The organism is Mycolicibacterium agri (assembly GCF_002553505.1).
Classification (GTDB): domain Bacteria; phylum Actinomycetota; class Actinomycetes; order Mycobacteriales; family Mycobacteriaceae; genus Mycobacterium; species Mycobacterium agri.
The window spans coordinates 1-12592 of the sequence record NZ_PDCP01000124.1 but is presented as its reverse complement, the minus strand read 5'-3'; the positions used below and the strand labels follow the sequence as shown (position 1 = coordinate 12592).

Below are 12592 nucleotides of genomic sequence, written 5' to 3'. Positions count from 1 at the left end.
GAGCTCGATATCTACTTCTGCGATCCGCACTCGCCATGGCAACGCGGCAGTAACGAGAACACCAACGGGCTGCTGCGCCAATACTTTGCTAAAGGCACCGACCTATCAGTGTTCCCGGCCGACTACCTCGACTACGTTGCCGCCCAACTCAACACCCGACCCCGCAAAACCCTCGGCTGGAAGAAACCCGCTGAAGTCCTCGACGAGCTACTCTCAAACCCGCCAAAACCACCCGCTGTTGCATCCACTGCCTGAAATCGCCGTCCTAATTGAGTCGGGGATGCTGAGAGTCGCTTGATTACACCTGGACACCGGCAAAGTGACGCTGCCCGAAACCCTCGCAGACGACTCCGCGGTACCGAAGGCTCCGGATAGTCCGCGTTTGGTGCCACGAGCGGCCCAAGTTACTGGCGGTAGAACCGTTCGTCTGCCACTTCGAGCGTCCCGGTTGTCAACCTGCGCAGGATGGTGACATGCACGTGTGGGATCTCGCCGGACTGTGCAGAGTCGATGAATTGCAGTGCGTGAGTGGTGCATATGGATTGCCCACCCTTTGGGTAGCAGATATCGATGGCGTCGACGGGGGTGAATCGGCCGCCGAGCTGATCGGCACCACTCACCCAGTCGAGCCGGCCTTGCCACCAGCGGGTTAAGGCGTACTCGTGGGCGACCGCTGGTCCACTGTCGACGCCATACACCTCGATGTCGGTGTACTCGGAGTCGGCGAGCTCACGAAATATTCTCGGGCCCTGGCCATCCCAGGTGAGCGTGCCTTCGATCACGACATTCTCCTTGCGGCGGATGCATATTCGTCGAATCTGGTCGGCCAGCTTCACCGATTCCAGGTGCACAAACCCGGAGAGTTCACGGGGCGCCAATGCGTATCCGTCGGCCAGAATCTCGGCGAGTAGATGATCGTAGATGCCGTCGTCGATCGCTTGCTCGATGAGGAAATCCTTGATGATGTCGGCGTCGATGACGCGGTAGTCGTCGAGATCGGCGACTACCGCACGGAGCATCGAGCTCTTTCCGGATCCTGGGGCGCCCGCTGTGATGATCGCTGACCGGCCATCGCGGCGCGGGTTCCCGCCGGCGAGGTACCTGTCGACGATGCGTTTGCGGAGCAATAGCCGACTGACGTCGGTGGCGTACCGGCGTTCAGTGCATTCGGATGCATCCCGATGCAGCGGTCCGCCAGGGGCCGATCGTGTGGTGAGCTGTTCAGCGACCTTTGCGCGCAGGCTATCGTCGCGCGCCACTGCCCATGCTCTTAAGGTGGCGCGTGGCCAGGCGTTGGAACTCCTCGTCGCTGAGCAGACCCCGGTAGAAGGCCATCTCGATATCGTCCCAATCACCGGTTGTGTAGGCGTCGGTCGCGACACCGTCGATCCGTACCACGCCGCCGAAGGAGTACTTCCAATTCAGAAGTCGTTCCATCATCTCGTGGTCATCGATCATTCCGGCGGCGCGGCGGTCAATGATCTCTGCGGGTGTCTCTTCGAGCAGCGACGGATCATCGGTGAGCCGGCGCAGGATGCGTTGCACCGTGGCCTGGGAGTGGATGCCCACGATGTCGCTGATTTGTCGCTGTGACAGTCCCGCGTGGTTGGCGGCCTGGTAGATCGCGCGCTCGAGTTCACGTTCGTCGATGCGTTGGCGTGCAGCTTTAACTGCGAGCCGCTTCTCGGCGGTGGTCGCATCGATAGTTTGAGGGGACATAACTTAGGCAACCTCCGTGATTCATTTTGAATCACGATCAAGTTTACGGCGGCCGCGTCCTTCGCGCCACCGCGAAAGCAACCAGCCGGACAGTTCGGACGCTTGCACCAAGGCTGCATTTATGCAATGAGCTTGAGACGCGGCCGCGCAGCTCTGGCGAAAGAGCGCGCCCCCGCGCGCACCGGCCCAGGCTGATCTCGCGGTCGTTCCGCAGGCCTCAAATGGGGACTGCCGCTAAGCCGCTAAGACGGACGGCCACCGTGATAATCAGCGAAAACTGGAGATAGACAACAAGATAGCTAAGTCTATTAGCGATTCTAATGTGTCCAAATACGTGTCCAAGCGGCATGAAAATGACCCCAGAGGTCACACCTCTGGGGTCATTTCCGCTGGTAGCGGGGACAGGATTCGAACCTGCGACCTCTGGGTTATGAGCCCAGCGAGCTACCGAGCTGCTCCACCCCGCGTTGACGATCGCCACGTTACCGAAGGTCTGGGTGCAGCGCCAAATCCCCTCGTGGCATCAGCGGCGTACTGCGCGAGATCCACTGCATCAGCTCGTCGGCGGGCAGCGGCGGGGTGTGCACGAATCCCTGGGTGATGTTGCAGCCGTACCGTCGCAGCGCGTGCAGCGTGGCTTCGTCCTCGACGCCCTCGGCGACCAGGTCGGCGCCCAGGCTGTGCGCCAGCGCCACCGTCGACCGCACGATCGCGATCGAACGCGGGTCCTCGGCCAGCCGCGACACGAAGACCCTGTCCAGTTTCAGCTCGTCGACCGAGAGGTCCTGCAGGCGCGCCAGCGACGGCCATCCGGTGCCGTAGTCGTCGAGAGAGATTCGCACCCCCAGCCGCCGCAACGCGAACACCGTCTTGCGCGAGCGGAAGGAGTCGTTGGCGAACGTGCCCTCGGTGATCTCCAGGATCAGCGCATCCGGCGGCACACGGTGCTTCGTGAGCAGCCGATCGATCATCTCGACGAGGTCGAGGTCCAGCAGGTTCGCCATCGACAGGTTGACCGCGACGGTCATCCGGCAGCCGTCGTCACGCCAGGCCCGCACCTGCCCCAGGGCGAGGTTGACGACGCGATTGGCCACCCGCCGCATCAGGCCTGCACGTTCGGCCGCGGGCAGGAACTCCTCGGGAGAAAGCAGGCCGCGCCGCGGATGCTGCCAGCGCAGCAACGCCTCCACGCTGTGCACGCGGCCGTCGTCGGCGCACACCTTGGGCTGGTAGAAGCAGGTCAGCTCGTCGTTGGACAGGGCGAGGCGCAACTCCTCGATGAGGTAGTCGTCGTTGTCCTTCTCCGAACGCACCCGACCCGCGTCGTACACCGCAATCTTGCCCGCGCTCTGCTTGGCGTGCGGCAGCGTCGTCTCGGCGCAGTTGAGCAGGTCGTTGGGATGCTGGCAATGGTCCGGGTACAGCGCGATCGCGACGCTGGCGTCGACCTGCACCCGGATCGGGTCCAGCTCGAACGGCCCGCGCAGCGCCTCGAGCATCGCCCCCGCCCTGGCTCGTGCCGTGGTGAGGTCGACGCCGTCGGCGAACAGCACCGCGAACTCGTCGCCGCCGGTGCGGGCGATCACGTCGTGGGGACGCACTGCGTGGGTAAGGCGCGCCGCGACAAGCCTCAACAGCTGATCGCCGACGTGCCGGCCCGCGAAGTAGTTGATCTCTTTGAACTGGTCGATGTCGAGCAGCATCAGCGCGCGGCTGGACCGAGACCGGAACAGTCCCGACGAATCGGCGGCAGACACCGCGGTCAGTGTCGTCGCCAACGAGAGCCGGTTGGGCAGCCCGGTCGCGTCGTCCGTCATGGCTTGGCGGTGTGCCTCGGCCGTCGCGCTGACGTCGCGGAAGGTGACGGCGAAGCGCCACGCCACGGCGATGAGGGTCAGCGCGGCCAGCGCCACCACGACTCGGCTGTGGTTGGCCAGCACCGCCACCACCAGCGCCAGTCCAGCGCAGCCAATCGCCGGAACATAGGCGCCCAGGCCTGGTTTCGGGCGAGGGCTGGCTCCCGAGGACGGCAACCAGCCGGCGACCGCGACGAGCAGCGACGCGATGGGCCACCACGCATCGATCCACGTGCCTTCCAGATACGTGCCCGCCGACGTCTCGAACAGATAGGCGGTGTCGCCGATCGCGTACGCCATGAAGCCCGCGGTGAAAAGTCCCCAGCGCAGTTCGGCCCGCCAACCGAGGATGGGCAGCATCCCCGCGGCCAGCGCCAGCAGCAGCACATCTCCGACCGGGTACGCGAGGCCCACCAGGACGGTGGCCGGTTCCCCTCGCATCGCCGTTTCGATCGGGCCGGTCGCCACCGCGGCGGCCACCGCGCCGAGCGTCAATCCGCAGATCAACGCGTCGATTCGGAAGACGGTCGGCACCCGCGTCAACCGCTCCCGCATCAGCAGCAGCACGCCGGCGTAGACGAACGGATAGAACGCCAGATAGAACACGTCGGCCACCGACGGCGACTGGCCCTCGGGCACCCACAGCGCATAGGTCACGTCGCCGACGGCGAAACTGGCCATGCCGGCCGCAATAAGAAGGCATGGCCATCGCTCGACGCGGACCCGCACCGCGCGCAGAAACACGAACGCGGCGGCCGAGATGTTCAACGCCGGATACAAGATGCTGTCCAGCAGCACAATACGGCCCGCGTGGTCCCGCAACACGGTCGACAACGTGAACACCACGACACCGAGAGCCAACATTGCGAGGCCGGCACGCACCGCGCGCGGCGGCCACATGACACCGCGCGCCGCTTGCGGCGCCGCCTCACGACGACGCCTGCGGCCACCGGCATTCCCTTGGGGCGTAATCGCGGGTTGTTGCGGCTCGTCGGTCAGCTGCTGCAGCTCCCATGGCACGGGAAGGTCAGGCACGAAGCTGCGTACGCAGCCGCCGCCGTCGCGTTTGGCGGCATACATCGCCAGGTCGGCGTTCAGCAGCAGGTCGTCGGCCGTCTGCGTGGTCTTGTCACTGGCGACCGTCAGCCCGATGCTCGGCCGCACCGTCTGCGGCATGCCCTCGACGACGATCGGTGTGCTGAACGCTTCAAGCACCCTGTTCGCGGCCGCCAACGCGTCGACCTGTCCCACGTGGATCGCGGCGAACTCGTCGCCCCCGAGGCGCGCGACAGTCCACGTCTCCCCCAACATCGCAGTCAGCCGTCCGGCCACCCGGATCAGCAGTTCGTCGCCGGCCGGATGGCCCAGCGCGTCGTTGACCGCCTTGAAGTTGTCCAGGTCCAGGCACAGCACCGCGACCGGTTCACCGGTGAGGCGTCGACCGGACACCGCACGCTCGAGCGTCGCGACGAAATGCCCGCGGTTGGCCAAGCCGGTCAGGTGATCGTGGTAGGCCTCGCGGGCAACGTCGCTCAGCAGGCGCCTGTTGTCGGCCAGCACCACGAATTGGCGCGCCAGTACCGCGGCCACCAGCACGCCCTCGGCGATGAGCAGCGCGCCTTGGTCGTAGTGGTGCAGTTGATAGCCGACGGCGACGGCGCCCGCCAACAGCAGCGGCACGTAGGGCAGCCACACACGCACACCCGGCTGCAGGTTCATCATCGGGGTCTCGACGGGCCGCTCGCCGACGCTGATCAGCGCGGCGAACGCCACCATCCCGAAACCGGCCACCCGGATGAGGTCGACGATGTGCCCGTTGTGGTAGCCGCCGATGCCCGAGACGTACACGCCGGCGATGTCGCCCACCACGATCGTCGTGACGCCGGCCGCCAACAGCCCGACGCTCTGCCGGGTCAGGGGCCGCGACCACACCAAGATCGCGGTCGTCATGAGCGCCACGTCGGCCACGACGTGAACGAGCGTGGCGACGGGCGCGCCGCCCTCGCCGGCCAGATTGTTCAGCACACAGACCCAAGACACCACGAACAGCGACATCGCAACGATGACCCCGTCGAGGGTGAGCCGCTTGCGCGGAGCCTTCTCGAGGTCGCCCAGAAGTAACAGGCATGCGAAGGCGGCGGCGGGAAACATACTGAGCACCGCCTGCGTCACGGTCGGATGCCACGGATCGGCAGTAACCCCCGCTCCCCCGACCAGCTGGACGACTTCGCCGACCGCCCACGCGACCAGCCACGACGATCGCCAGCCATCCGTACCTCCGGCGGCCACGACCGGCCCGGGCCGCTCTGAGCGCGCAGCCGGCGCCGAAGAGCAGACACACCACATAGGCGAGCTCATCGATGGGCCGAGACGCGGATGCGTGCTCCCAGGGCCACAAGTCCCAGGCGGCGATCGCCGCTAACGCCGCAGCGAAGATCCCGACGCCGACCCAACGAACGCGTCCCACATCCGTGAACCGACGCCACGCATACCGCGCGCAATGCTCCATCGGCGTCCCAAGGCTCGGATTGTTCCCCGGAGCCGATCATGCCCCATTTTGGGGCGATAGCAAACTGCTATCGCATTACTTGGCGTTGTCGTATTTGTTCATCGCGTCATTAAGACGCTGCAACGCGGCACCGAAACGCTCGAAATTGCCACTTTGCTGCGCGTCGCGCAGCTCACTCATTGCGTTTTGAAGATCCTGCAACGCGGCCGCCTTGGCGGACGACAGCTGCGTCCCACCGCCGGGGCCGGGCACCGCACCGGCGGGCGTCGGCACCTCAGGTGCCCTGCCCTGCTGGTTGGGCGGTGGTGCGGCGGCCGCCGCACCCTCCGACGACCGCGCCGATGGCGACGCCGCGGGCTGCCCGTCCGGCAGGTTCGTGGGGGCGGGCCCTGTCGCGGTCGCGTCGGCGCCGGGGCCGAACAACTCGGTGAGCGCATCGCGCACCGTCGGCCCGTAACCCACCCGGTCCTCGTACATCATCGCCACGCGGATCAAGCGGGGATACGACGACGCCGCGTCGCTGCTGCCGGGTGATGCGTATACCGGTGCGACGTACAGCAATCCGCCGTTGGCCACCGGCAGCGTCAACAGGTTGCCCCACCGGATCCGGTTCTGGTTGTCGCGGCCGATCACACCGAGGTCCTGGCTGACCGCGGTGTCGGTGCTGATCGCGTTGAACGCCAACTTCGGGCCGTTGACCTGACCCGGAATCGTCAGCACCGTGATCTTGCCGTAGCTCTCCGGATCGGAGCTGGCGCTGATGTAGGCGGCCAGGAAGTCACGCTGGAACCGGTTCATCGCGCTGGTCAACTGGAACGACGCCGACCTGTCGTCCTTCACAAGGTCTTTCGCGACGATGTAGTACGGCGGCTGGAAGCTGCTGGCCGTCGGGTTCGGATCCTGCGGCACGTTCCAGAAGTCCGATGTCGAGAAGAACGTCACCGGATCGTTGACGTGATACTTGGCCAACAGCGCGCGCTGAACCTTGAACAGGTCTTCGGGATAGCGCAGGTGCGACTGCAGTTCCGGGGTGATCTCGCTCTTCGGCTTCACCGTGCCAGGGAACACCTTCATCCACGCCTGTAGCACCGGATCCTTCTCGTCCTGCGCGTAGAGGGTCACCGTCCCGTCGTAGGCGTCGACGGTGGCCTTCACCGAGTTGCGGATGTAGGACACCTTCTTGTCGGGTGCCAGCCGGTTGAACGCCACCTCGTTGGAGTCGGCGGTGACGCTCGACAACGACGTCAGCTCCGAATACGGGTAGTTGTCCAACGTCGTGTAGCCGTCGACGATCCACACCATCCGCTTGTTGACGATCGCCGGATAGACGCTGGTGTCGGTCGTCAGAAACGGCGCAACCGCCTCGACGCGCTTGGCCGGGTCACGGTTGAACAGGATCTTGCTCTGCGGCCCAATCGGGTTGGGGAACACCAACTTTCGCTCGGAGAACTTCGCCGCGAACACGGCCCTGTTGAACCAGTTGCCGATCGGAACGCCACCCTTGCCGGCATAGGTGTAGTTCTTGGTTTCGGTGTTGGTCTCGTAGTCGTACTCGCGGTCGGGGCCGTTCTTGCCGACGATCGCATAGTCGGCCGACGTGTTCGCGATGACCGGGCCGTAGTAGACGCGCGGCTGCTCCAGCGGCGCGGGCCCCGGCGAGATGACGCTGCCGTTGGCGCCGACCACACTGGCCAGGAATTCGGGGTAGCCGCCGTTCTGGTTCGGGTCGTTGGCGACGCCGCGCACCGTGTTGGCGGGCGAGGCAATGAAGCCGTTGCCGTGGGTGTAGACGAAGTGCCGGTTGATCCAGTCGCGCTGGTTGTCGATCAGCCGGTCGGGGTTCAGCTCGCGCGCGGCCACCACGTAGTCGCGCAGGTTGCCGTTCTGGTCGACATAGCGATCGATCGAGAGCTGGTCGGGGAAGTAGTAGAAGTTCTTGCCCTGCTGGAACTGCGTGAACGCCGGGCTGACGATCGTCGGGTCCAGCAGCCGGATGTTCGACGTCGTCGCCCGGTCGGCCGCCACCTGCTGCGCGGTGGCCGGCGCATTGCCGGGGTAGTCGCGGTAGGTCACGACGTCGTCGGTCAGCCCGTAGGCCTGCCTGGTTGCGGCGATGCTTCGGCTGATGTATTCGGATTCCTGTTGCGCCGCATTGGGTTTGACGCTGATCTGCTCGACCACCAGCGGCCAGCCCGCGCCGACGATCATCGACGACAACAGCAGCAGCACCACACCGATAGCGGGAATCCGCAAGTCCCGCAACACGATCGCGGAGAACACCGCCACCGCGCAGATCACCGCGATCGCCAGCAGGATGAGCTTGGCAGGCAGCACTGCGTTGATGTCGGTGTAGCCGGCCCCGGTGAAGGGCTTACCGGCGCGGGAGTTCGACAGCAGCGTGTAGCGGTCGAACCAGTAGGCGATCGCCTTGAGCAGCACCAGCGTTCCGACCAGGCTGATCAACTGGATGCGCGCCGAGCGGCTCAGTGCCCCGGTCCGACCGGACAGCCGGATGCCGCCGAACAGGTAGTGCGTCAACAGGTTGGCGATCAGCGCCAGGAACGTCGCGACGAACAGATAGCCCAGCACCAGCCGGTAGAACGGCAGATCGAACGCATAGAAGCCGAGGTCCATGCCGAACTGCGGGTCGGTGACGCCGAAGCTGCCGCCGTGGATGAACAGCTGGATGCGGTCCCAATAGGTCTGCGCGACGATCCCGGCGAAGAAGCCGATCACCGCGGGGATGCCGATGCCGACAAGGCGCAGCCGCGTCATCACCGCGGTGCGGTAGCGGGCGACCGGATCGTTGGGTCCGTTGGTCGGGACGAACACCGGCCGGGCCCGATACGCCAGCGCCATCGCGGCGAACACGACGCCGCCGACCAACGCCCACACGACCAGGAAGACGACGAGTTTGGTCACCAGCTGAGTGGTGAACACCGAGCGGTATCCCAGTTCGCCGAACCACAGCCAGTCGACGTACCCGTCGACCAAGCGTGGCCCGATCAGCAACAGCAGCACGACCACCAGGGCGATCGTGATCAAGATCCGGCTACGTCGCGTCAGCTTCGGCATCTTCGCCGCGGGCCGCATACCCACTCGTCAACTCCCGATTTTCACCAAGCACGTCCCAAATGACGTGCCACAACTCTACGCATCGGTCTCCCAGCTCTCCCTCAGCAATGCGGCGCTTCGCCACCAGCAGAAATTGTCTTCAGGGCGTCGACCGCTTGCCCGAGGTTGTCCACCTTGACCAGGTCCATGCCGTCCTCATGCGCGGACTTTGCCTCCTCGCAATTCTCGGCGGGAACCAGAAACACCGTCGCACCGGCTTCGCGGGCGGCCAGGATCTTGTGCGTGATGCCGCCGATCGAGCCCACCTTGCCGTCGACGTTGATGGTGCCGGTGCCCGCGACGAACTTGTCGCCGCTGAGGTCCCCCGTCGTCAGCTTGTCGATGACGGCCAGGCTGAACACCAACCCGGCGGACGGGCCGCCGATGTTGGCCAGGTTGAAGTCGATGGTGAACGGCGCCCACGGCGCCTCGACCACGCCGATGCCGAGGAACCCGTGCGGCTTCTCGGGGTTGGAACCGAGCTTGATGGTCGTGACGCCGGGCGGCGCGTTCTTGCGCCGGAAATCGATGGTGATCTCCTGACCTGGCTTGGTCTTCTCCATGATCCCCTGGAACTGGTCGAGGGAGGTAACGGGAACTCCGTCGACGGCATCGATGGCGTCGCCCTCCTCCAGTTTGCCCGCCGACGCGCCGTCGGTGTTGACGGTCTCCACGGTGACCGCAGGCGCGTACTTCAGGTAGCCGAGGGCGGCGTACTCGGCGCTGTCCTCCGACCGCTTGAACTCCTGGGTGTTGGCTTCGTCGATCTCGTCCTTGCTCTTGTCCGGCGGGTAGACGAGGTCACGCGGCACCAATTGCTCGCGCCCCGACATCCACAGCGTCAAGGCCTGCCCCAACGTGAGATTGTCGCGCTGCGACACCGTCGTCATGTTGAGGTGCCCGGTCGTCGGATGGACGTCGGTGCCCTCGATGTCGACGACCTCCTTCCCGTCCACCTCGCCGAGGGTGTTGAACGTCGGCCCTGGACCCAGCGAGACGTACGGCACGGTCACCAGGGCCAGCAACACACCGAACACGACGATCGGCGCCATGGCGACCAGCAGCGTTGAAATCCGCCTGTTCACGCCGCCAACAGTAATGGGCCGCCGAAGTGGGGTTCACTCAGAGCGTGACCACGGCCGCCACGCGACGCGCCCGTGATGAGTACCGTTGGGGACATGGCTGACCTGCCCTTCGGCTTTTCGTCCGGAGACGACCCCGAGCGCGACAAGCGCAAGGATCCCGACTCGGGCTCGGGGCAGGACCCGTTCGGCTTCGGGGGAGGCGAATTCGACCTCTCCCAGCTCGGCCAGATCTTCACCCGCCTCGGCGAGATGTTCAGCGGCGCGGGCGGCGCCATGGCCACCGGCAAGCAGTCCGGCCCGGTCAATTACGACCTGGCCCGCCAACTGGCGTCGAGCTCGATCGGCTTCGTCGCCCCTATCCCTGAGTCCACCAGCTCGGCCATTGCCGACGCGGTGCGCCTGGCCGAGACCTGGCTGGACGGGGCGACCGCGATCCCCGCGGGCACCACGAAGGCAGTCGCATGGACCCCCACCGACTGGATCGACAACACGCTGGGCACCTGGAAGCGGCTGTGCGACCCGGTGGCCGAGCAGATCTCCACGGTGTGGGCGTCGGCGCTGCCGGAGGAGGCCAAGAGCATGGCCGGCCCGCTGCTGTCGATGATGACCCAGATGGGTGGCATGGCGTTCGGCTCGCAGCTGGGCCAGGCGTTGGGCAAGCTGAGCCGAGAAGTGTTGACCTCCACCGACATTGGGCTGCCGCTCGGACCCAAGGGGGTCGCCGCGCTGCTGCCCGAGGCCATCGAGTCGCTCGCGGAGGGGCTCGAGCAGCCGCGCAGCGAGGTCATCACCTTCCTCGCTGCCCGCGAGGCCGCGCACCATCGGTTGTTCAGCCACGTGCCGTGGCTGGCCAGCCAGCTGCTCAACGCCGTCGAGTCCTTCGCCAGGGGCATGAAGATCGACATGAGCGGCATCGAGGAGTTCGCCGCCGGATTCAACCCGGCGTCGCTGACCGATCCCTCGCAGATGGAGCAGCTGCTGAACCAGGGCATCTTCGAGCCGAAGGCCACCCCTGAGCAGACCGCCGCACTGGAACGGCTGGAGACGCTGCTGGCGTTGATCGAGGGCTGGGTGCAGACCGTCGTCGCCGAGGCGCTCGGCGAGCGGATCCCCGGCACCTCGGCGTTGAGCGAGATGCTGCGTCGGCGCCGCGCGACCGGCGGCCCGGCCGAACAGACCTTCGCCACGCTGGTCGGCCTCGAACTGCGGCCCCGCAAGATGCGCGAAGCCGCCGAGCTGTGGGAGAAGCTGACGCAGGCCGCCGGGATGGACGCCCGCGATCGCGTGTGGCAGCACCCCGACCTGCTGCCCGACTCCGACGATCTCGACGAGCCGGCAGCTTTCATCGACCGCATCATCGGCGGGGACACCAGCGGTTTGGATACCGCCTTGGAAGAGGCGCTCGCCGATCTGGAGAAAGAGGTCGAGGTCGGCGACGCGGCCGAGGATTCAGCGGACTCCGGGGACGCAGCGGACTCAGGCGACGAGGACTCAGGCGACGGCTCTGGCGAGTCCAAGTCCTGACGGTTTGTGGGTCTAGCGACGGAATTTCGCCGTAAACCGTCGCCAGATGCACACCCGACAGAGCGCATCCGCCACGGGTCTACCCGCCAAGCCTTGCGGCTGTGGATAACTCCGGGCACCCCAGCCGGGCCGTGGCATTGTCAGTTCATGACGCGCTACGCGCTGAATCCGGCCATGCCGGTGTTGTCCCGGCCCGACGGGGTGGTGCAGGTCGGTTGGGATCCGCGCCGCGCGGTGCTGGTGCGCCCGCCGTCGGGGATGACCAGCGCGGCGCTCGCTGAACTGCTGCGTGTCCTGCAAACCGGCGCGACGCTCGATCAGGTTCGCGGGCTGGCCGCAGGCGTCGATACCGCCGCGGTGACCGGCCTGGTCGCCGCGTTGGTGGATTCCGGTGTGGCAGCGCCGATGAGGCCGCCGCAGCACACCCGTACGGCGTCGATCCGGATCCACGGCCGCGGGCCGCTGTCGGATCTGCTGACAAGCGCGCTGCGCTGTTCGGGTGCCCGCATCAAACACAGCAACCAAGCCCACGCCGCGGTCACGTCGTCGACGACTGACCTTGTGGTGCTGTCGGATTCGTTGGCGGCCGACCCGCGGATGGTGCGCGAACTGCACTCCGCGCGGCTACCGCATCTGCCGGTTCGGGTGCGCGACGGCACCGGCCTGGTGGGGCCGCTGGTGGTGCCCGGCGTGACCAGCTGTCTGGATTGTGCGTCCCGATCATGGAGCTCGCGATCGCCTCGTCCTTGTCGGCGGCGGGTGCAGCTGTGTTGCGCACCTCGAAT

8 protein-coding genes and 1 tRNA gene are annotated in these 12592 nt (G+C 66.2%); 3 read left to right on the top strand and 6 right to left on the bottom strand.

Going from position 1 to position 12592, the window contains the following annotated elements; all coding sequences use genetic code 11:
• The coding region (locus CQY20_RS31515) for an IS30 family transposase (RefSeq protein WP_109789712.1) at positions 1-255 on the top strand (255 nt) is incomplete at its 5' end.
• Positions 256-404: 149 nt separating this feature from the next.
• Here CQY20_RS31515 and CQY20_RS31510 read toward each other — a convergent pair.
• The 6 genes from CQY20_RS31510 to CQY20_RS31485 form a co-directional block, all read right to left on the bottom strand.
• A complete protein-coding gene (locus CQY20_RS31510; protein ID WP_097944919.1) occupies positions 405-1259 on the bottom strand; it encodes a zeta toxin family protein in 855 nt (284 codons plus the stop codon).
• On the bottom strand, positions 1243-1719 hold the full coding sequence (locus CQY20_RS31505; protein WP_097944917.1) for a winged helix-turn-helix domain-containing protein: 477 nt from the start codon (positions 1717-1719) through the stop codon (positions 1243-1245). Before CQY20_RS31505 ends, CQY20_RS31510 begins: the two co-directional genes overlap by 17 nt.
• Positions 1720-2109: 390 nt before the next feature.
• Positions 2110-2186, bottom strand: a tRNA-Met gene (locus CQY20_RS31500).
• A 15-nt stretch (positions 2187-2201) separates the two neighbouring features.
• Positions 2202-5864, bottom strand: coding sequence for a diguanylate cyclase domain-containing protein (locus tag CQY20_RS31495; protein WP_234816501.1), 3663 nt, complete (start codon positions 5862-5864; stop codon positions 2202-2204).
• A gap of 295 nt (positions 5865-6159) precedes the next feature.
• Complete coding sequence (locus CQY20_RS31490) at positions 6160-9183, bottom strand: UPF0182 family protein (RefSeq protein ID WP_097944915.1); 3024 nt, start codon at positions 9181-9183, stop codon at positions 6160-6162.
• A gap of 77 nt (positions 9184-9260) precedes the next feature.
• The gene (locus CQY20_RS31485; protein WP_097944913.1) at positions 9261-10283 is read right to left on the bottom strand and encodes a YlbL family protein; all 1023 of its coding nucleotides are present in this window, start codon (positions 10281-10283) and stop codon (positions 9261-9263) included.
• A gap of 75 nt (positions 10284-10358) precedes the next feature.
• Here CQY20_RS31485 and CQY20_RS31480 point away from each other — a divergent pair, with 75 nt between their 5' ends.
• Both CQY20_RS31480 and CQY20_RS35035 read left to right on the top strand, forming a co-directional pair.
• Positions 10359-11807 (top strand): zinc-dependent metalloprotease, encoded by a 1449-nt coding sequence (locus tag CQY20_RS31480; protein WP_207767350.1) that lies wholly within the window; start codon positions 10359-10361, stop codon positions 11805-11807.
• A gap of 147 nt (positions 11808-11954) precedes the next feature.
• Positions 11955-12592 (top strand): cyclodehydratase (locus CQY20_RS35035; protein WP_207767349.1); only part of this gene is annotated, 638 nt, incomplete at its 3' end.